At 71.7% G+C, this 20,009-nt stretch carries 21 protein-coding genes; 11 read left to right on the top strand and 10 right to left on the bottom strand.

The genetic code is table 11. From position 1 onward, the window contains the following. Positions 1 to 104 precede the first annotated feature (104 nt). Both RYJ27_RS03640 and RYJ27_RS03635 read left to right on the top strand, forming a co-directional pair. Positions 105 to 329: a DUF3107 domain-containing protein gene (locus RYJ27_RS03640; RefSeq protein ID WP_330171395.1), complete on the top strand. Its 225-nt coding sequence runs from the start codon at positions 105 to 107 to the stop codon at positions 327 to 329. Position 330: 1 nt separating this feature from the next. Continuing rightward, positions 331 to 621 (top strand): hypothetical protein, encoded by a 291-nt coding sequence (locus RYJ27_RS03635; protein WP_330171394.1) that lies wholly within the window; start codon positions 331 to 333, stop codon positions 619 to 621. Between the two features lie 30 nt (positions 622 to 651). Here RYJ27_RS03635 and RYJ27_RS03630 read toward each other — a convergent pair whose 3' ends face one another. Next, positions 652 to 1,368: a ferritin-like fold-containing protein gene (locus tag RYJ27_RS03630; RefSeq protein WP_330171393.1), complete on the bottom strand. Its 717-nt coding sequence runs from the start codon at positions 1,366 to 1,368 to the stop codon at positions 652 to 654. 190 nt (positions 1,369 to 1,558) lie between these two features. Between RYJ27_RS03630 and RYJ27_RS03625 the strand changes: the two genes are divergently transcribed. Next, entirely contained in the window at positions 1,559 to 3,019 is a 1,461-nt protein-coding gene (locus RYJ27_RS03625) for a DEAD/DEAH box helicase (protein ID WP_330171392.1), read from the top strand. A gap of 110 nt (positions 3,020 to 3,129) precedes the next feature. On the opposite strand, the gene RYJ27_RS03620 is transcribed toward RYJ27_RS03625, so the two are convergent. Beyond that, positions 3,130 to 4,029, bottom strand: a complete 900-nt coding sequence (locus RYJ27_RS03620; protein ID WP_330171391.1) for a PHP domain-containing protein — start codon at positions 4,027 to 4,029, stop codon at positions 3,130 to 3,132. Positions 4,030 to 4,082: 53 nt separating this feature from the next. Between RYJ27_RS03620 and RYJ27_RS03615 the strand changes: the two genes are divergently transcribed. Then, complete coding sequence (locus RYJ27_RS03615; protein ID WP_330171390.1) at positions 4,083 to 5,102, top strand: endonuclease/exonuclease/phosphatase family protein; 1,020 nt, start codon at positions 4,083 to 4,085, stop codon at positions 5,100 to 5,102. Between the two features lie 33 nt (positions 5,103 to 5,135). Next, complete coding sequence (locus RYJ27_RS03610) at positions 5,136 to 6,566, top strand: aminopeptidase P family protein (RefSeq protein WP_330171389.1); 1,431 nt, start codon at positions 5,136 to 5,138, stop codon at positions 6,564 to 6,566. Between the two features lie 7 nt (positions 6,567 to 6,573). Here the strand turns inward: RYJ27_RS03610 and RYJ27_RS03605 are convergent, their stop codons facing one another. Both RYJ27_RS03605 and RYJ27_RS03600 read right to left on the bottom strand, forming a co-directional pair. Beyond that, complete coding sequence (locus tag RYJ27_RS03605; protein ID WP_330171388.1) at positions 6,574 to 7,230, bottom strand: alpha/beta hydrolase family protein; 657 nt, start codon at positions 7,228 to 7,230, stop codon at positions 6,574 to 6,576. Next, complete coding sequence (locus RYJ27_RS03600) at positions 7,227 to 7,913, bottom strand: general stress protein (RefSeq protein WP_330171387.1); 687 nt, start codon at positions 7,911 to 7,913, stop codon at positions 7,227 to 7,229. The genes RYJ27_RS03605 and RYJ27_RS03600 overlap by 4 nt, the downstream gene beginning before the upstream one ends. Before the next feature lie 58 nt (positions 7,914 to 7,971). On the opposite strand from RYJ27_RS03600, the gene RYJ27_RS03595 reads away from it, so the two are divergent. From RYJ27_RS03595 to RYJ27_RS03585, 3 genes are read left to right on the top strand one after another with little or no spacing between them, the layout of a single operon-like run. After that, positions 7,972 to 9,258, top strand: a complete 1,287-nt coding sequence (locus tag RYJ27_RS03595; RefSeq protein ID WP_330171386.1) for a magnesium transporter — start codon at positions 7,972 to 7,974, stop codon at positions 9,256 to 9,258. Then, positions 9,258 to 9,848, top strand: coding sequence for a DUF1003 domain-containing protein (locus RYJ27_RS03590; protein WP_330171385.1), 591 nt, complete (start codon positions 9,258 to 9,260; stop codon positions 9,846 to 9,848). Before RYJ27_RS03595 ends, RYJ27_RS03590 begins: the two co-directional genes overlap by 1 nt. Continuing rightward, positions 9,838 to 10,992, top strand: coding sequence for an Mrp/NBP35 family ATP-binding protein (locus RYJ27_RS03585; protein WP_330171384.1), 1,155 nt, complete (start codon positions 9,838 to 9,840; stop codon positions 10,990 to 10,992). The genes RYJ27_RS03590 and RYJ27_RS03585 overlap by 11 nt, the downstream gene beginning before the upstream one ends. Before the next feature lie 80 nt (positions 10,993 to 11,072). On the opposite strand, the gene RYJ27_RS03580 is transcribed toward RYJ27_RS03585, so the two are convergent. Further along, positions 11,073 to 11,471 (bottom strand): twin-arginine translocase TatA/TatE family subunit, encoded by a 399-nt coding sequence (locus RYJ27_RS03580; protein ID WP_330171383.1) that lies wholly within the window; start codon positions 11,469 to 11,471, stop codon positions 11,073 to 11,075. A 71-nt stretch (positions 11,472 to 11,542) separates the two neighbouring features. On the opposite strand from RYJ27_RS03580, the gene RYJ27_RS03575 reads away from it, so the two are divergent. Beyond that, positions 11,543 to 12,175: an O-methyltransferase gene (locus RYJ27_RS03575; protein ID WP_330171382.1), complete on the top strand. Its 633-nt coding sequence runs from the start codon at positions 11,543 to 11,545 to the stop codon at positions 12,173 to 12,175. Between the two features lie 75 nt (positions 12,176 to 12,250). On the opposite strand, the gene RYJ27_RS03570 is transcribed toward RYJ27_RS03575, so the two are convergent. The 3 genes from RYJ27_RS03570 to dapE all read right to left on the bottom strand — a co-directional run bounded on the left by RYJ27_RS03570 (position 12,251) and on the right by dapE (position 14,786). After that, complete coding sequence (locus RYJ27_RS03570; protein ID WP_330171381.1) at positions 12,251 to 12,424, bottom strand: DUF3117 domain-containing protein; 174 nt, start codon at positions 12,422 to 12,424, stop codon at positions 12,251 to 12,253. 68 nt (positions 12,425 to 12,492) lie between these two features. Next, entirely contained in the window at positions 12,493 to 13,728 is a 1,236-nt protein-coding gene (locus RYJ27_RS03565; protein ID WP_330171380.1) for a hypothetical protein, read from the bottom strand. Then, positions 13,710 to 14,786, bottom strand: a complete 1,077-nt coding sequence (dapE, locus tag RYJ27_RS03560; protein ID WP_330171379.1) for a succinyl-diaminopimelate desuccinylase — start codon at positions 14,784 to 14,786, stop codon at positions 13,710 to 13,712. The genes RYJ27_RS03565 and dapE overlap by 19 nt, the downstream gene beginning before the upstream one ends. Positions 14,787 to 14,825: 39 nt before the next feature. Between dapE and dapD the strand changes: the two genes are divergently transcribed. Both dapD and RYJ27_RS03550 read left to right on the top strand, forming a co-directional pair. After that, the gene (gene dapD / locus RYJ27_RS03555; RefSeq protein ID WP_330171378.1) at positions 14,826 to 15,782 is read left to right on the top strand and encodes a 2,3,4,5-tetrahydropyridine-2,6-dicarboxylate N-succinyltransferase; all 957 of its coding nucleotides are present in this window, start codon (positions 14,826 to 14,828) and stop codon (positions 15,780 to 15,782) included. Positions 15,783 to 15,848: 66 nt separating this feature from the next. Next, on the top strand, positions 15,849 to 17,168 hold the full coding sequence (locus RYJ27_RS03550) for an HNH endonuclease signature motif containing protein (RefSeq protein ID WP_330171377.1): 1,320 nt from the start codon (positions 15,849 to 15,851) through the stop codon (positions 17,166 to 17,168). A gap of 226 nt (positions 17,169 to 17,394) precedes the next feature. On the opposite strand, the gene RYJ27_RS03545 is transcribed toward RYJ27_RS03550, so the two are convergent. Next, the gene (locus RYJ27_RS03545; protein ID WP_330171376.1) at positions 17,395 to 18,690 is read right to left on the bottom strand and encodes a citrate synthase; all 1,296 of its coding nucleotides are present in this window, start codon (positions 18,688 to 18,690) and stop codon (positions 17,395 to 17,397) included. Between the two features lie 204 nt (positions 18,691 to 18,894). Beyond that, positions 18,895 to 20,007, bottom strand: a complete 1,113-nt coding sequence (gene dapC, locus RYJ27_RS03540; protein ID WP_330171375.1) for a succinyldiaminopimelate transaminase — start codon at positions 20,005 to 20,007, stop codon at positions 18,895 to 18,897. Positions 20,008 to 20,009: the final 2 nt, after the last annotated feature.

Genomic DNA, 20,009 nt, shown 5'->3' with positions numbered 1-20,009 from the left:
TCGCCGTGAGCGTGATGCGGGCGAGCGGCGAGCGCGAACGGGTGTCATAGGCTCGGACGTGGCGGCGCGAGGGCGCCGCGCATCCCGAGGAAAGGCAGTCACCCGTGGAGATTCGCATCGGCATCGCCAACACCGGCCGCGAGCTGAACTTCCAGAGCGCGGAGTCCGCCGACACCGTGCGCGCCTCGGTCATCAGCGCGCTCGACGCAGGCTCGTCGCACATCTCCTTCAGCGACGAGAAGGGCAACTCCTACATCGTCCCCTCCGCGGGTCTCGCCTACGTCGAGATCGGCACGGAGGAGCAGCGCCGCGTCGGCTTCGTCGGCTGACATGTTCATCGTCCTCGCCCTCGTCGTCGCCGCGGCGATCGGCCTCGCGCTGCATTGGGGGATGCCCGGCCGCGACCTGCGCGGAGCGGCCGTCGCGCCGCTCTTCGCCGCAGGCGTCGCGGGCGTCGTGTGGACGGCCCTCACCTGGGCGGGGCTCTCGGAGGCCGACCTCCTCCTCTGGCTGATCGGCCTGGCCGTCCCGGCGGCGCTCACCGTCGCCTTCGTCGCGGCGCTCACCCGCGTGCGCTCGGCGCACGACGCGCGCGAGCGGGCGCGTCTGGGCATCGGCTGATCGTTCCGCCCGGCCCGAGGGCCGGGCGGGTCAGGCGTTCAGCCCCATGGCATCCATTCGCCGCGAGTGCGCGGCCATCAGCTCGGTGAAGACGGGCTCCACCCGCTTCTCGGCCGCGAGATCAAGCGCGTCCTGCGTCGACAGGGCCGCGCGCGCCACGAGCAGCGTGTCGCCCACCAGGCGCCTCCCCCACAGCGAGAGGATCGATCGCCATTCTCCGTCTCCCTCGATCGCCTCGCCGATGATGTCGACGATGGCGCCGCGGTCGTCGTCCGCTTCGAGGATGCGGGAGACGCGGCGGCCCGTCTCGCCGTAGCTGGAAGCGAGCGCGTGGTAGAAGTCGTCGAGGATGCCCGCCGTGACGTGCACGCTGAGCAGGGTCTCCATCGACCGCTCGCCGCGCGTCGTGCGGCGGAACTGCTCGAGCTGCTCGCGGAAGGGCAGCATGATCGTGGTGGGGTCGTCGCCGCGATCGCGGATGAGCGCCACGAGGTCGCGATGCTTGATCAGCGCGGCCCCCGCCGCCCGCGAGAGGGACTCCTTGCCCGCCAGGTCGGGCGTGGCGGTGATGAGCTGGCTGAGCGTCTCGAAGTATCCGAGCTGCAGGTACGCCGCCTGCCCGAGGAACGTGTCCACGTCGGGGGCGAGCTCGGCGAAGTCCACACGCGTCGCGTCCGAGGACTCCCCCCGCGAACGGAGGGTGAGCACGCGACCGGGCGTGCGCCGGCGCCGGAACCATTTCAGCACCGCCCCAGCCTAATGCGCACGGTGCGGCGCCCCCGTGAGGCCCGCAGCGCGCCTCGGGTAGGCTGGAGCAGCCCCGGCGATGGATCGGGGCCCCGCGCCTGCGGATGAGTGGAGGGCGTGGATCCACCCCTCGCGCCCCCGGGCGCTGCACACACAGGCAGCATCTCACTGCCGGACAGGCACTCGCACCGTGACGACTTTCGCCGATCTCGGAGTAGATCAGGACATCGTCGACGCCCTCGCCGCGCGCGGCATCGTCGACGCGTTCCCCATCCAGGAGCAGACGATCCCCCTCGGCCTTCCGGGCCAGGACATCATCGGCCAGGCCAAGACGGGAACGGGCAAGACGTTCGGCTTCGGCATCCCCGTCGTCCAGCGGCTGGGCTTCGACCCCGCCCCGGGCGTGAAGGCGCTCATCGTCGTTCCCACCCGCGAACTCGCGGTCCAGGTGTTCGAAGACATGGACATGCTGACCGCGAACCGCCCGACGAGCGTCGTGGCGATCTACGGCGGAAAGGCCTACGAGGGCCAGATCGAGCAGCTCAAGGCGGGCGCGCAGATCGTCGTCGGCACCCCCGGTCGCCTCATCGACCTCGCGGGTCAGCGCCTGCTCGACCTCTCGAACGCCACCGAGGTCGTGCTCGACGAGGCCGACAAGATGCTCGACCTCGGCTTCCTGCCCGACATCGAGAAGATCTTCCAGAAGGTGCCGGCGGTGCGGCACACGCAGCTGTTCAGCGCCACGATGCCGGGGCCGATCGTGACGCTCGCGCGCCGGTTCATGTCGAACCCCATCCACATCCGGGCGAACGACCCCGACGAGGGCCTCACGCAGGCGAACATCCGCCACCTGGTCTATCGCGCCCACTCGCTCGACAAGGACGAGATCATCGCCCGCATCCTCCAGGCCGAGGGGCGCGGCAAGACCGTCATCTTCACGCGCACCAAGCGCGCGGCGCAGAAGCTCGTGGACGAGCTCGGCGACCGCGGCTTCAACGCGGCGGCCGTGCACGGCGACATGAGCCAGGAGTCCCGCGAGCGCTCGATGGCCGCGTTCAAGGCCGGTAAGCGCGACGTGCTCATCGCCACAGACGTCGCGGCGCGCGGCATCGACGTCGACGACGTCACGCACGTCATCAACCACACGATCCCCGACGACGAGAAGACCTACCTGCACCGCGCGGGCCGCACGGGCCGCGCGGGCAAGACGGGCATCGCCGTCACGTTCGTCGACTGGGACGACCTGCACAAGTGGGCGTTGATCAACCGCGCGCTGGAGTTCGGTCAGCCCGAGCCGACCGAGACGTACTCGTCGAGCCCCCACCTCTACTCCGACCTCGGCATCCCCGAGGGCACCAAGGGCCGCCTCGTGACGGCTCCGAAGACGCAGTCGGTCAAGACCCAGCGCTCGGGCCGCGGCTCGGATGCCGCGGCATCCGACGACGCGAAGGGTCGTCGTCGCCGGCGCTCACGCTCGGGCGGCGGCGAGGGCGGTGCGGCGCCCGGCGATGCGACGGTCCAGACCGAGGAGAAGCGCGCCGAGGGCGGCGGAACCCACGACGGCGGCGGTGCCGAGCACCACGATGGACACCCGGCTCCCGCGCGTCGGCGTCGTCGGCGGCGGCGTCCGACGGGCGCTACCGGCGCCTGAGCTCACCTCGCGCGGGCGGGTGCGGGCGCGGACCGGCGATGCGCTCCGGCATCCCGGTGTCGACGGACGCGAAGGCGCTCGCCCCCTGACGCCGCCCGCGCCGGGGACGGTCAAGGCCCGGTGGGCGCCGAACCGGTGCCGCGCTCGAGGATGCGCGCGAGCATCTCGTCGCTCGTGGTGTTCTCACCCGGCAGGTTGGGCTTGCCCGAGCCGTGGTAATCGCTGGAGCCCGTGACGATGAGGTCGTGCGCCGCCGCGATCCGGTGCAGCTCGCGTTTGCCCGCCGGCGTGTTCTCGCGATGATCGATCTCGAACCCGGCCAGCCCCAGACGGACGAGCTCCTCGATCACCGGCTCGGGCATCATGCGGTCGCGGCCGGACGGGGCAGGGTGCGCGATCACCGGCACGCCTCCCGCGGCGACGACGAGCCGCACCGCCGTGAACGGATCGGGGGCGTAGTGCGGCACGTAATACCCCTCGCGGGGATGCAGGATGCCGGCGAAGGCCTCGGAGCGATCGCCCGCCAGGCCGCGTGCGACGAGCGCATCGGCGATGTGCGGGCGCCCCACCGTCGCCCCGTCGGAGGTCTGGGCGAGCACGTCGTCCCACGTGAGATCGAAGTCCCGGCCGATGCGGTCGACGATCCGCTCGGCGCGTCCGCGACGGTCGGTCCGGATGCGCTCCGTCTCGGCGCGCAGGCCTTCGTCGCCGGGATCGAAGAGATAGGCGAGCAGATGGACGCTCCGCCATTCGTGCTTCGCGCTGAGCTCGATGCCGGGCACGAAGGTCATCCCGAGGGATGCCGCCGCCCGCGCCGCCTCGTGCCAGCCCGCCGTGGTGTCGTGGTCCGTCAGCGCCATCGTCCGCAGCCCGTGGTCGTACGCCGCCCGCACGACGCCCGCGGGCGTCTCGGTGCCGTCCGACCGGGCGGAGTGCAGGTGCAGGTCGGTCGGACCTGCGAAACCCCGATGCCCTCCGACCACCCACCGATCGTAGCCCGCGCTCGGCATCCTCCCCCGCCGTTCGCGTCCTTCTCCCAGCCGCGGCGCATAGAGTCGGCGCCGTGTTGCGCGCGTCGGGGGTCCTTCTCACCGTGCTGACCGCGATCGCGGCGGCGGTGCTGACCTTTCCGGGCTTCTTCCGCCTGGACCAGACGTTCCCCGTCGCCCAGATCATCTCCTTCCGGCCGCTTCTCGCGGTGGGGTTCGGCGTCGCGGCGGTCGTGTTCCTCCTCCTCGCCGCGGCCCGCCCCGTGCGCGCGTTCGCGCTGTCGATGGTCGTCGTGCTCGCTGCCGCCGGCGCCGCCAACGCCGCCGTCGTCGCCTCTCGCGGCCTCGGGACGGCGGAGCTGCCCGCTGCGACCGACGACAGCGTGCGCGTCATGACGTGGAACACCGCCGGCGAGGCCACCGACCCGGCGCTGGTGGCCCAGACCGCCGTCGCGATGGGCGCTCAGATCGTCTCGCTCCCCGAGACGACGATCGAGACGGGCGAGCAGGTCGCGATCGCGATGCGCGAGCTCGGCAGCCCCATGTGGGCCCACCACGTCGAATTCGGCGAGGACTCGTGGGACGCCGGCTCCACGACGCTGCTGATCACCCCCGATCTCGGCGACTACGCCGTCATCCAGTCCTCCGCGGACGGCTCGAGCAACACCGGCGTGCTGCCCTCGGCCGTGGCGATGCCCGTCGACGGGGAGGGCCCCATCGTCGTCGCAGTGCACGCGGTGGCGCCTCGGCCGGCGTACATGCAGAAGTGGCGCGACGACCTCCGGTGGCTGGCCGACCAGTGCGCCGGCGACAACGTCATCATGGCGGGCGATTTCAACGCCACGATCGACCACATGGCGCGGTTCGGGGTCGACGGCGGGGTGCTGGGGGCATGCCACGACGCCGCGGCCGACTCCGGGAACGGCGGCGTCGGAACCTGGAGCACCGACGTGCCCGCGCTCGTCGGGGCACCCATCGACCACGTCCTGCACTCCTCGGGATGGCGCACCACCGGATCCGTGGTGCTCCACTCGCTCGATGGCGCAGGCAGCGATCACCGCCCCCTCGTGGTGCAGCTCGAGCCGACCTCCTGAGCTCTGCCGGCCGCGGCATGGGACACTGGTGCGATGAGTGCAACAGGTGAGACCGGCACGATCGAGACCGCCCCTCAGGATGCCGCGGCCGCACAGCCGCAGGGGGTCGCGAATCGCCGGCAGCGCTTCGGGCAGGGCTTCCTCGACTCCATCTCGGGCGGGTGGGCCGAGCGCCCCGACGACGCCGTCTCGCAGCGCCCGCAGGCCGCCTTCGCCGCCGACCGGCGCCGCGCCGTCTCCGCCGCGTTCCCGGGGCGCCGCATCGTCGTGCCGGCGGGGTCACTGAAGCAGCGCAGCAACGACACCGACTATCCGTTCCGCCCGCACTCGGCGTTCGCGCACCTGACCGGCTGGGAGAACGACAGCGAGCCGGGTTCCGTGCTCGTGCTCGACCCCGACGGCTCCGCGCACACCGCGACGCTGTACTTCCGCGAGCGGGCCGACCGCACGACGCCAGAGTTCTACGCGGACGCCGCGATCGGCGAGTTCTGGATCGGACCGCGCCCCTCGCTCGGCGCGGTCGCCGCGGACCTCGGCCTGGCCACGGCGCACATCGACGCGTTCACCGCCACGGACGACGACCTCACGGTCGGCGTCGACGACGACCTCACGCGGTTCGTCTCCGAGCTGCGCCTGGTCAAGGACGCGTTCGAGATCGAGCAGCTCCGTCTCGCGGTGCGCGTCACGGCCGACGGCTTCGACGACATCATCCGCGAGCTGCCCCGCGCCACCGCGCACGCCCGCGGCGAGCGCGTCGTGGAGGGCGTGTTCCACCAGCGTGCGCGCAGCGACGGCAACGGGGAGGGCTATGACACGATCGCCGCCTCCGGACCGCACGCGTGCTACCTGCACTGGACCCGCAACGACGGAGAAGTCGTGCCGGGTGACCTCATCCTCGTCGACGCCGGCGTCGAGGTCGACACGTTCTACACCGCCGACATCACCCGTACGCTCCCCGTGTCCGGCCGCTTCACCCCCGTGCAGCGCCGCGTGTACGAGGCGGTGCGAGAGGCGGCCGACGCGGCCTTCGCCGCCGCCCGTCCGGGCGCGCGATTCCGCGAGGTGCACGAGGCGGCGATGACCGTCATCGCTGCCCGCGTGGCGGAGTGGGGCCTGCTCCCGGTGAGCGCCGACGAGGCCCTCGACGCCGATCGCGGCGGGCACCACCGTCGCTACATGGTGCACGGCACGAGCCACCACCTCGGCATCGACGTGCACGACTGCGCGCAGGCCCGCCGCGAGATGTACTACGACGGCATCCTGGAACCGGGGATGGTCTTCACGATCGAGCCGGGCCTCTACTTCCAGATCGACGACGTGACCGTGCCCGAGGAGTACCGGGGAATCGGCGTTCGCATCGAGGACGACATCCTCATGACCGGGGACGGACCCGTGAACCTCTCCGCCGACATCCCGCGCACGGCCGACGACGTCGAGGCGTGGATGACCCGGCTCTCGCGCTAGCTGCCGCTCAGGAGCGAGCGCGCACGAAGTCGGTCAGCACCGGCGCGAGCGACGCGCCGATCTCGTCGGCGGGGCGCCGGGCGCCCTTCACCTCGAACGAGTGCCCCGCGCCCGGGAGCTCGTGGAGGTGGCCAGCGGGGCAGCCCGCCACGACCCGCTGGAAGTCCGCACGCGGCTGGATGAAGGGGTCGTCCGTGCCCGAGAGGAACAGCTGCGGCTCCTGGATAGCCGCCAGGTGCACGCCCCGGGTCTTCTCGGGCTGCCCCTGCGGATGAAAGGGGTAGCCCAGGTACACGAGGCCCTTCACGGCGAACCCGTCCTCGGCGGCCGCCATCGACGCCATGCGCCCGCCGTACGACTTCCCCGCCGCCCAGAGGGGCGCGTCGACGAGATCGGCGGCGCGGTCGCGCACGGCCCGCCATGTCGCGATCGCGTGCGCCGCGGGGCCGGGCAAGCGGCGTCCGGCCTCCCGGTACGGGAACGTGAAGCGCAGCGTCGCGATCCCGGCGCCGTTCAGCGCGCCCGCGAGCCCCACGAGGAACGGGTGCTCCATCCCCGACCCGGCGCCGTGCGCCAGGACGACGGCCGCCCACGGGTCGGCCGGACCCTCGAGCACGGCCGAGATCTCCACGGTGTCGCGCGGAAGGGCGACGGCGATCTTCACCGGTTCTCGTCGCCGCCTGTGCCGGATGCCCCGGCATCCCCGTCGTCGTCGGAGCGGCGAGGCTGCTCGATCCGCTCTCCGTACCGGGGCGGCTCTGTCGTGCGCTCGCCGTAGCGGGGCGGGTCGGCGGGCGGGGTCGCCGGGGGCAGGGGCGGTGCGGGCGGGGCGGCGGCCCCCGGGGCGGGCGCGGCGGGCGCAGCCGGGGACTCGGACGCACGGCCGAGAACCTGGCGCGCCTTGGCGAGCCCCTCGGCCTCGACCGTGACCTCGTAGTGGTCGGCGACGACCTGCATGACCGAGGCGTAATCGCGGCGGCGGCGCACGAACGAGTAGGTCATGAGGCTCATCAGCATGCCGATCGCGATTCCCACGAAGAGCACTCCCACGAACGCCTGCAGGGAGACCGTGGGGGCTCCGACGACGAAGATGAGCGAGAACAGCAGGCCGATCAACAGCCCGTTGATGGCGCCCGATCGTGCGGCGGCGGCGTAGCCGAGTCGCCCGGTGATGCGCTCGATGGAGCGCAGGCCGAGCCCGACGATCGCGATCTGCCGCGCGGGGACCTCGCCCGCGATGAGCTGGGACACCGCCTTCTGGGCTCCCTCGTACGTGGGGAAGCTCGCGACGGTCTCCCCCACCTGGTCGGCGCGCTTGCCGCCTGCTTTCGGACCCCACATGCTCATTCGGCCATTGTCCCACGCCACCCCGGGGAGGATCCGATGAGCGGGCTACGCTGGGGGCGTGAGCACGCAGAGGGTCTTCGTCGCGCGGCTGGTCGGCTGCGCCGTCTTCGACCCCGCGGGCGACCGCCTCGGCCGCGTCCGCGACGTCGTCGTCGTCTTCCGCAAGGACGATCCGCCCCGCGTGGTCGGGCTGGTCGTGGAGATCCCCGGCCGGCGCCACGTGTTCCTCTCCATCGGCCGCGTCACGACCATCGCGACGGGTCAGGTCATCACGACGGGGCTCATCAACGTCCGTCGATTCCAGCAGCGCGGCGGCGAGGTGCGCGTGGTCGCCGAGCTCCTCGGGCGCAAGGTCTTCCTGCGCGACGGCAGCGGGAGCGCCGAGATCGAAGACGTCGCGATCGAGCGCAACCGCATCGGCGAGTGGGCGATCGGTCAGCTCTTCCTGCGCAGGCCCAAGACCTCGGCATCGCCGTTCGCGAAGGGCCCCACGACCTTCGCCGGGTGGAAGGACGTCCGCGAGGACCAGGAGCCGGGGGGCGTCCAGTCGGCGGAGCAGCTCGTCGCGACCTATTCCGAGCTGCACGCGGCCGACCTCGCGACGACGCTGCTCGACCTGCCCGAGGAGCGCATGATCGAGGTCGCGGACCAGCTCCCGGACGACCGGCTCGCCGACGCGCTCGAGGAGATGCCCGAGGACGAGCAGGCGCACATCCTCGAGCGGCTGGGCGACGAGCGCGCCGCCGACATCCTCGACGCGATGGAGCCGGATGACGCAGCCGATCTGCTGGCGCAGCTGCCGGAGAGCCGCTCCGAGGCGCTCCTCGAGCTCATGGAGCCGGAGGAGGCGCAGGACGTGCGCGCGCTGCTGGCGTACGGCCCCGACACGGCGGGCGGGTTGATGACGCCCGAGCCGATCATCCTCTCGGCCGAGGCGACCGTCGCCGAGGCCCTGGCGCTGATCCGGCGCCACGAGCTGCACCCCGCCCTCGCCGCGGCCGTCTTCGTCACCCTGCCCCCGTACGAGACGCCCACGGGACGCCTCCTCGGCGTCGTGCACTTCCAGCGCATGCTCCGCTATCCGCCGCACGAGCGTCTCGGCACGATCATCGACGACTCCATCGAGCCCGTCTCGGCGTCGGCGCCCGCGGCGGAGGTGGCCCGGCTTCTCGCCAGCTACAACCTCGTGTCGCTTCCGGTCATCGACCAGGCCCACCGCCTCGTGGGTGTCGTGAGCGTCGACGACGTGCTCGATCACCTGCTCCCCGACGACTGGCGCACGAACGACGCCGACGAGCCACCGGCCGTCCCGGTGGCGCGCGCCGCGGGAACGAGGCGCCGCTGATGGCCCGCGCTCCCCGCCGCGAGAGCCTCGACGCGCCCCTCGGCCGCGCCGGGCTGCGCTCTCGCGCGCCGCAGCCCTCGCGCGACCGCTTCGGCCGCGCCACCGAGTGGGTGGCTCGCAACATGGGCACCCCCTGGTTCCTCGTGGGGCTGTCGGCCTTCTGCGCGGGCTGGATCCTCTGGAACACGATCGCGCCCGAGCACCTGCGCTTCGACTCGGCGGCCTTCGGATTCACGGCCCTCACCCTCGTGCTGTCGCTGCAGGCGTCGTACGCCGCGCCCCTCATCCTGCTCGCGCAGAACCGTCAGGACGACCGCGACCGCGTGCAGATCGAACAGGATCGCCAGCGAGCCGAACGCAATCTCGCCGACACCGAATACCTCGCGCGCGAGATCGTGGCCCTGCGCCTGGCGCTGCGAGACATGACCGACGACATCGTCACGCGCGACGTGCTGCGCGCCGAGCTGAAGGACCTGCTCGCCGACCTCGACGACTCGCAGGACGACCCGGAGGCGGCCGCCGAACGCGAGGAGCGCCGGGCCAAGGCCGAGCGCCGCGACCGTGCCGACCGAGGCTCACGTGACATCTGAGCAGGCCGCGGGAGCGCCGTCGGAGGCCGTCCGGCGCGCCGTCGGGGGCGTTCTCGACCCCGAGCTGCGCCGCTCGCTCGCCGAGCTCGGGATGCTCCGCGACATCAGGGTCGAGGAGGGCATCGCGCGCGTCGGGATCGCCCTCACGATCGTGGGTTGCCCGGCATCGGACCGGATCGAGCGCGAGGTGCGCGAGGCGGCGCTCGCGGTCGACGGCGTTTCGGCGGCCGAGGTCTCGCTCGGGGTGATGACCCCGCCCGAACGCGCCGTGCTGACCGAACAGCTGCGCGCGGGGCGCCCCCGCGGCATCCCGTTCACCGCCGACTCCCTCACGCGCGTCATCGCCGTCACGAGCGGAAAGGGCGGTGTCGGCAAGTCGACGCTCACGGCCAACCTCGCCGTCGCCCTCGCCGCGCGCGGACTGTCGGTGGGACTCGTCGACGCCGACGTGCACGGCTTCTCGATCCCGGGACTGCTGGGCCTCGTGGATGCCGCGGGCCGCACCGCGCGCCCGACCCGGATCGACGACCTCATCGTGCCGCCTGTCGCCTACGGCGTGAAGGTGATCTCGATCGGGATGTTCCTCCGGGAGGGCGACGAGGGGCAGGCCGTGGCCTGGCGTGGACCGATGCTGCACCGCACCGTGTCGCAGTTCCTCACCGACGTGCACTTCGGCGACCTCGACGTGCTGCTGCTGGACATGCCGCCGGGCACGGGGGATGTCGCGATCTCCGTCGGGCAGCTGCTGCCGCACGCCGAGGTCGTGGTCGTCACGACGCCACAGCCGGCGGCGGCCGACGTCGCGATCCGCAGCGGCCTCGTCGCGCGTCAGACGGGGCAGCGCGTCGTGGGCGTCATCGAGAACATGGCCGCCATGTCGCTGCGCGGCGGCGGGAGCCTGGACCTGTTCGGCTCGGGCGGAGGCGCGGCCGTCGCCGAGGCGCTGTCGACCGATGCGGAGCCCGTCGCCCTGCTCGCCTCGGTGCCCCTCAGTCCCGCCCTGCGCACGGGCGGCGACGAGGGCGCGCCCGTCGTGGTCGCCGATCCCGCCGACCCGGCGTCAGAGGCGATCCTCGAGGCTGCGGCGCGGCTCATCGCCCCGCGCGGGCTCGCAGGACGCTCCCTCCCCTTCACCACCGGCTGAGCCCGGCCGAAAGACGTGCGGGACGACCGACGCGATGCGGGGCGACGAGGTGCTCTCGTTCACCTGAGCGCGTCGCGCGGTCAGGTGGCCTCGCTGTCGAACGGCGGCGGGGTTCCCGGCTCACGCGCGGGCTGCGCCTGGGCTCGCACCGCGGCCACCGGAGCGACGGGCGCGACCGCCGCAGCGGGGTTGGCGGACACGGGCTTGACCGCGGGGATCGGCGGGTCATCCAGCAGCGCCTCGCGGATGATGCGCCGGGGATCGTACTGGCGCGGGTCGAGCTTGCGCCAGTCCACGTCATCGAAATCGGAGCCCATCTCGTCGCGGACACGCGTCTTCGCGCCCCGCAGGAACTCCCGCAGGCGCCCGAGGAGGTGCGCCAGACCCTCGGCGTACCGGGGAAGCCGCTCGGGCCCGATGATGAGCGCGGCGAGGACGCCGATCAGCAAGAGCTTCTCGATCGTCAGGCCGAAGAACATCTCCTCAGGGTACCGCCGCGCCTCCGGCCGCGGGCACGGATCGGGCCCTACGCTATGGGTCGGAGGCATGCGTGAGCGGACAGGAAGCGAACTGGCGGTACGCGACCGAACAGGTCGTCGAGCCCGACACGATCGCGCGCGCCCGCGCCGCATCGCTCGAACTCGGCATCACGCCCGTCGATGCCGCCGTCGGAGCGCAGGCGGCGGTACTGGCCGCCGCGAGCGGCTCGCTGAATCTCGTCGAGATCGGCACGGGCGCCGGGGTCTCGGGCCTGTGGCTCCTGCACGGCGCACCGCGCGGCATCCTCACGACGATCGATGCCGAACCCGAGCACCTCGCCGCGGCGCGCTCGTCGTTCCAGGACGCGAAGATCCCGTCGGCGCGGGCGCGATTCATCACGGGTCGCGCCGCCGATGTGCTGCCGCGCATGAATGAGTCGGCATACGACATCGTCATGATCGACGCCGACACGGAGCGCGTGCTCGAGTACGTCGAGCACGGCCTGCGGCTCGTGCGCGTGGGCGGGACGGTGCTCGTGCCCCGCGTCCTGCACGGGGGTCGTGTGGCCGACCCGGTGCAGCGCGACGCCGTCACGACGGCGTTCCGTTCGCTCATCCAGGAGACGCAGGGCTCGCAGGCGGTGCTGCCGGCGCTGTCCATCGTGGGCGACGGCCTGCTGCAGCTGACGAAGCTCACGGAGTAGGAGCCCGCCGCACTCTCCACAGAGAAGGGCCGGTCCGCCACTGGCGTAACCGGCCCTTATGCCTGTCGTGAAACCCTAGGCCGGGCCCACCACTCCTGAGAGCACGTCGTGAAGCTCCTTGGCCTCGGCGTCGTTGACCGAGACGACCAGGCGGCCGCCCCCTTCCAGCGGCACGCGCACGATGATGAGGCGCCCCTCCTTCACGGCCTCCATCGGTCCGTCGCCGGTCCTCGGCTTCATGGCTGCCATCTCGGGCCCCTTTCGTCGCGAAATCTAGCTGACTTAGTTTATCCTGCCCTCCCACCGGTATACCGCCGTCAGGGAATCTGCCAGAAGTTGCTCCCGATTCCGTACATGTTCCAGATCCACCACCACTGCCCGAGGAGACAGGCGCCGAGTACGGCGAGACGCCACGCGGTGCTGCGAGGCACGGCGAGCGCGCCGAAGAGCGGGGCCAGCGGGAAGAGCAGCCGGAACACGCTCGACTGTGGGAAGAACACGGCGAAGAGGTAGAGGAGGTAGGACGCGGCCCACAGGCGCGGCACGACGCCGAGACGACGCACGTGCGGTTCGAACAGGAGCAGCGCGGCGCTTCCGACGACGATCGCCGCCAGGGCCACGTAGCCCCATATCTCGCCCACCCGCCACGTCGCGCCGAACCAGAACTGCGCGGCCTGGATCCAGCCCTCGAACGGCACGAAGGCGCCGGCATCCCCCACCCACAGGCGCCGCCACGACAGCTCCGTCTCCAGGTACCCGGTGGGATCCCCCGTGACCGCACCGGCGATGACGGGCCAGGACAGACCCGCCCCCGTCGCGAGCGCCCCCACGCCCAGGATGTGCGCGATCTCCCCCGCGGAGACGGGCTCGCGGGAACGCGAGAACCACCGCCAGAGCCCGACCAGACCCAGCAGGAGGGCGAAGGCGAGCACCCCCGGGCGCACGTATGCCATCGCGAGCACGACCGGATAGAGGGGGAGGTACCGGCGCCGCTCGAGCAGCCGGATGCCGAGGAGGATGAGCAGCAGGAACAGCGACTCCGCGTATCCCACCTGGAACAGCAGCGCGAGCGGCCCCGCGGCGACGAACACGACCGACCAGGTCGCGGCGGTGCCGCCCAGGCGCTCGGCGAACATGCGGTACAGCACGAGACAGCAGAGATATCCCGCGACGAGGGCGATGAGGAAGGCGCCAACGGCCCAGCTGCCGAAGGGGGCTCCCACGAGGCGGGCCAGGACGGGGAAGACGGGCAAGAACGCCCACGCGTTCTGCACGACATCCCCGTTGTCGTCGCGCGGGATATCGGTCGGGTAGCCCTCCACGGCGATGAGCCAGTACCACTGCGCGTCCCACGCGAGCACGTAGGTCGCGAGGTCCGCTCCCCTGCCGAACCGTGAGCCCTCGGGCGAGAGCATCGAGGCGAGGATCAGGAAGCCCGACGTGAGCACCCGCGCGGCGAGGTAGACGATGGCGACCCGGACCGCGGGTCGCGCGAGGGTGGCCCCCGACGCGGACGCGGACGCGCCCGTGTCGGTCAGGCTGCGCTCAGCCACGCCCGCAGGCCGCGCTCGACGGCCTCGATCTGCGCGACAGGGACCCGCTCGTCGTCGTGGTGCGCGAGGTGCGGGTCGCCGGGACCGTAGTTGACGGCGGGCACGCCCAGCGCCGAGAACCGCGCGACATCCGTCCAGCCATACTTGGGGCGCGGCACGGCACCCACGGCGGAGACGAACTCCTGCGCGAGCGGCGCGTCGAGGCCCGGCCGCGCGCCGGCGGCGCGGTCCACGACCTCGAGATCGAAGCCGGCGAGCACGTCGCGCAGATGCTTCTCGGCCTGCTCGGGCGTACGGCTCGGGGCGAAGCGGAAGTTCACCTCCACCTCGCACAGGTCTGGGATGACGTTGCCGGCGATACCCCCGCCGATCCGCACGGCGTTCAGGCCTTCGCGGTAGTCCAGCCCGTCCACGGTGATGGTCTGCGGACGGTACTCGGCGAGCCGCGCCAGGATCGGCGCGGCGGCGTGGATCGCGTTCTCCCCGATCCAGGAGCGGGCGGAGTGCGCGCGCACACCGTGCGTGCGGGCGATGGCTCGCAGGTTCCCGTTGCAGCCGCCCTCCACCTCGCCGCCGGAGGGCTCGCCGAGGATCGCGAAGTCGGCCACGAACAGATCGGGGCGCGTGCGGCCAAGCCGGGTGAGCCCGTTCAGGTCGGCGTCGACCTCTTCGTGGTCGTACCACATCCAGGTGATGTCGGCCCGGGGCGAGACGAGCTCGGCGGCCAGACGCAGCTGCACCGCGACGCCCGCCTTCATGTCCACCGTGCCGCGCCCCCACAGCATCGGCACATCGTCCTCGACGATGTCGCGCGTGGGCAGGTTGCGGTTGATCGGGACCGTGTCGATGTGTCCGGCGATCGCGACCCGCTGGGCGCGGCCCAGCATCGTGCGCGCCACGATCGTGTCGCCGTCGCGGTAGACGTCGAGGTGGTCGAGGGCCGAGACGGCGTCGTGGATCGCATCGGCGAGCGTGGTCTCGTCTCCGGAGACGCTCGGGATGTTGCAGATCGTCCGCGTGAGCTCGAGCGAGGACAGCGACAGATCGAGCGGGCTCATGCGGCAAGTCTAGAAGCGACGCCCCGCTAGCCTTGACGTATGAGCGATGAACGGCACGTGTGGGGCGAAGGCCTCGCGACGATCTCCGAGAACGGGACGGTGCTCGACACCTGGTTCCCCAGTCCGCGCATCGGACGCGTGCCCCAGGGGCGCGACGCCTCGATCGTCTCCGACGAGCTGGACCGGCTCGCCGCGCCGGATGACCGCCGTGCGGTGTCGATCGAGGCGGTGACGGTGGAGATCTCGCTCGACGAGGCCCCGGCATCCACGTCCGACGCCTACCTTCGGCTCCACGCGCTCTCGCACCGGCTCGTGACGCCCAACGACGTGAACCTGGAGGGCGTCTTCGGGCACCTGCCGAACGTCGCCTGGACGAACGCGGGCCCCATGCACCCGGATGACGCGACGCGCCTGCGACCGTTGCTGATGCGCGACGGCATCCAGATCCAGGGCGTGGACAAGTTCCCGCGCCTCACCGACTACGTCACGCCGCCCGGGGTGCGCATCGCCGACGCCTCCCGCGTGCGCCTCGGGGCCTACCTCTCCCCCGGCACGACGGTCATGCACGAGGGCTTCGTGAACTTCAACGCCGGAACCCTCGGCGCGTCGATGGTGGAGGGGCGCATCTCGCAGGGCGTCGTCGTCGGAGACGGCAGCGACATCGGCGGCGGCGCCTCGATCATGGGCACGCTCTCGGGCGGGGGCACGCATCGCGTCTCGATCGGCGCTCGCACGCTGCTCGGCGCGAACGCCGGCATCGGCATCTCTCTCGGCGACGACTGCGTCGTGGAGGCCGGGCTCTACGTGACGGCCGGCTCGAAGATCCTCCTCGCCGACGAGCCTGCCACCGCCGACGGCAGCCCCCGCGTGGTGAAGGGCGCCGAGCTGTCGGGCGTGTCCGGCCTCTTGTTCCGGCGCAACTCGCTGACCGGTGCCGTGGAGGCCGTGCGTCGCTCGGGCGTCGGGGTGACGCTGAACGAGGCCCTGCACGCCTGAGGCCCCGGCCCGTTGGGGCGCAGCGGCCGCGGGGCAATGTCGGAGGCTGGTTCTATAGTTTCGAACATGCATTCGAACCCGGTGTCGGCGCCCACCCCCTGGGGCGACGACGTGGATCTCGCCGCGCGGGAACTCGCCGAACGCTACGTCGCGGCAAGGCGGGCCGAAGCGGTCGCTCAGGCCGCGGTGGCACGGGTGCTGGCGGAGGCGGCCGAACTGGCGGCGTCGCGGGTAGCGGCGCTGCCCCGGGCATCGGCGAAAGACGCCGAACTTCCGGTGCGGGCGGTGGCTGCGGAGCTGGCGGTCGCGGCGCGGGAGCCCGACGGGGCGGTGCAACGCCAGATGGGCGAAGCGGCCGTCGTGGTGCGGGAGTTCCCGGCGGCGATGACCGCGTGGGGCGAGGGACGGATCGGCGCCCGCCATGTGCGGGTGATCACCGAACTCGGAACACCACTGGCAGACCCGGTCGCGCGGGCGGCGTTCGAGACGGAAGCCGTACGGCAGGCCGAGCGCATGACGCCGCGCCGGTTACGGGCGGCCCTGGCGCCGATGGCGGAAGAGATGCAACCCGGGTCGCTGACAGAACGGCACCGGGCCGCCCGGGAACGACGAGGCGTATGGACGACCATGCTCGACGACGGGATGGGATCCGTCACGATCGTGCAGCCGGCCGTGCTCATCGACGGGATCCACGACCGGCTCACCCAACAAGCCCGAGCGGTGAAGAACCTCGACCCCACCGACACCCGCACCCTCGATCAGATCCGCGCCGACCTCGCCGCCGACATGCTCCTCACCTCCACCCCCAACGTCGAAACCGGGGAAGGACTGACCGACGGATACGGCGGGCTCGGCGCGATCACCGCGATCGTCAACGTCACCGTCCCCGCCCTCACCCTCGCCGGCCTCACCACCGAACCCGGACAACTCGTCGGAAAGACACCCATCGACGCCGACACCGCCCGCGAACTGGCCGCACGGGCACCCGGATGGGACCGAATCCTCACCGACCCCATCACCGGAAGCGTCCTCGCCGTCGACCGATACACCCCCTCGGCGGAGATGAAACGATACCTCCGCGCCCGCGACCGACACTGCCGCTTCCCCGGCTGCCGACAGCCCGCACACCGATGCGACCTCGACCACTCGATCGACTACGCCCACGGCGGGAAAACCCACACCGGAAACCTCGCCCACCTGTGCCGAAGACACCACACGTTGAAGGGCGAAACGGCATGGAAAGTCACCCAACACGACGGCGGCGTGCTCGAATGGACCTCACCCGGCGGACTCACCTACACCGACCAACCACCCACACCACCACACGTGCGATTCACCCCCGACGATCATCATGCGAACGCGCACGGCGAACCACCACCGTTCTGACGCGACCGCGAAACGTGCGCGCGGTCAAGATCGACGGAGCCGCGCTCGCTCAGACGACGCGAGAACACTGCACGGCACCCAAGACGCTGCACGGCACCGAAGCGGGTGCACGGCACCGGAGCGTCGGGATGGCGCGTGCGTCGCACGACGACGAAAGCCCGTGCACGCATCAGGAAGGCGAAGAGGGGATGCCGCGCCGGCATCCCCTCTCGTATCGTCCGTGGGCTCAGGTGCCCGGGTACTGGCGCTCGGTCGCCCCCGTGTAGAGCTGCTGCGGGCGGCCGATCTTGGTCTGCGGATCCTGCTGCATCTCACGCCAGTGCGCGAGCCAGCCGGGCAGCCGGCCGATCGCGAACAGCACCGTGAACATGCGGGTCGGGAAGCCCATCGCCTTGTAGATGACGCCGGTGTAAAAGTCGACGTTGGGGTACAGACGACGCTCCTTGAAGTAGTCGTCGCTGAGGGCGATCTCCTCGAGCTGCTTCGCGAGGTCGAGCAGCGGATCGCTCACACCGAGCGCCTCGAGCACCTCGTCGGCCGACTCCTTGACGAGCTTGGCGCGAGGATCGTAGTTCTTGTAGACGCGGTGCCCGAAGCCCATGAGCTTGACACCGTCCTCCTTGTTCTTGACGCGCTCCACGAAGCGCTCGACGCTTTCGCCGGAGTCGCGGATGCGCGCCAGCATGGCGAGCACCGCCTCGTTGGCGCCGCCGTGGAGGGGCCCGTAGAGCGCGTTGATGCCCGCCGAGATGGAGGAGAACTGGTTCGCCCCCGTCGAGCCGACGAGCCGGACGGTCGACGTCGAGGCGTTCTGCTCGTGGTCCTCGTGCAGGATGAGCAGACGCTCGAGCGCCCGCGTCATGACGGGGTTGACGTCGTAGATCTCGCTCAGCACACCGAAGTTGAGCTTGAGGAAGTTGTCGACGAAGCTCAGCGAGTTGTCGGGGTAGAGGAAGGCCTGCCCGACGCTCTTCTTATGCGCGTACGCGGCGATGACGGGGAGCTTCGCGAGCAGCCGGATCGTGTTGAGTTCGACGTGCTCGGGGTTGTTGGGGTCGGACTCGCCCTCGTAGTAGGTCGAGAGCGCGGCGGTCGCGGCCGACAGCACCGACATGGGGTGGGCGGTCAGCGGCAGCGCCGAGAAGAAGCGCTTGAGGTCTTCGTGCAGCAGCGTGTGATGGCGGATGCGGTCATCGAACGCGGCCAGCTCGTCGGCGGTCGGGAGTTCCCCGTAGATGAGCAGCCACGCCACCTCGAGGTAGCTCGAATGCGTCGCCAACTGCTCGATCGGGTATCCGCGGTAGCGCAGGATGCCCTGGTCGCCGTCGATGAACGTGACGGCGGACTTCGTCGCCGAGGTGTTGACGAAGCCGTAGTCCAGGGTCGTGTGACCGGTCTGCTTCGTGAAGGTCGAGATGTCGACGCTCGGGACGCCGTCTGTGCCCTGGAGCACCGGGAACTCGGCGGTTTTGCCGCCGAGGGTCAGGGTTGCCTTCTCGGGCTGCGAGACCGCATCGCTCACGGCGCCTCCTTGCGATTTGTCGTCGTCGGGGTGTCACCGCCGCGGGACGGGCGGCCGACCCTCCGCACCCGGCGATCGTGCGCCCAGGCTTCGGGTCCGGATGCTGCAGGTGGTGGCCCCGCGACATCCGCGCTCCTACAGCCTATCCTCAGGATCGGCCTACTCACGCACCCGCCAAGCCTGCGACCGATCGATGGTGGATATCTACGAAACGGCCGCGCGCAGGCGCTGCGCCGCCGCCGCGACCCGCTCGTCGGTGGCGGTCAGCGACAGCCGGACGTGCTGCGGGTGGTGCTCTCCGTAGAAGTGACCGGGGCCCGCGAGGATGCCGAGATCGGCGAGGCGCGCCATGCTGTCCCACGCGTCGCGGCCCTCGGTGGCCCAGAGGTAGAGCCCCGCCTCGCTGCGATCGATGCGGAATCCGGCGGCCTCGACCGCGGGGCGCAGCGCGTCGCGCCGGGCGCGGTACAGCTCCTTCTGCTGCGCGACGTGGTCGTCGTCGCCGAGCGCGACGGTCATCGCGTGCTGCACCGGCGCGGGAAGCATGAGCCCCAGATGCTTGCGGACGTTCGCCATCGTCGCGACGAGGTCGGCGTCGCCGGCGAGGAACGCGGCACGATAGCCCGCGAGGTTCGACTGCTTGCTGAGCGAGTACACCGCCAGCAGGCCGCCGAGTTCTCCGCCGGTCACCCGCGGGTCGAGCACGCTCGGAACCGGCTCGCTCGCCCACGGCCCGTCCCACCCGAGCTCGGCATAGCACTCGTCGCTCGCGACGACCGCACCGAGCTCGCGTGCGCGCCGTACGGCGGCCCGCAGCTCGCCGGTGCCCAGCACGCGCCCGTCGGGGTTGCCCGGGGAGTTCAGCCACACGAGGCGCGTGTTCGCCGGCCAGCGCGCGGGGTCGTCCTCGGCAACGGCCACGGCGCCCGCGACGCGCGCGCCGATCTCGTAGGTGGGGTAGGCGGCGCGGGGGTGCACGACGACGTCACCCTCGCCCACGCCCAGCAGCAGCGGCAGCAGCGCCACGAGCTCCTTGGAGCCGATCGTCGGCAGCACGTGACGCGCTTCGAGACCGGGTACGGCTCGGCGGCGGGAGAACCACGCGGCGATCGCCTCCCGAAGGGGCGTCGTGCCGATCGTCTGCGGATAGGCGTGGGCGTCGGTCGCCTCGGCGAGCGCACGGCGGATGAGCGCAGGCGTCGGGTCGACCGGCGAGCCGATCGAGAGGTCGACGATGCCGCCGGCGTGCGCGCGCGCCCTCTCTGCGTAGGGCGCGACCTGCTCCCACGGGTAGTCGGGAAGGCCGGTGACCCCCACGG

The organism is Microbacterium limosum, assembly GCF_036324365.1.
GTDB classification, from domain to species: Bacteria; Actinomycetota; Actinomycetes; order Actinomycetales; family Microbacteriaceae; genus Microbacterium; species Microbacterium limosum.
Note: the sequence above shows the minus strand (reverse complement) of the source record. Positions and strands in the feature narration are given on the sequence as shown.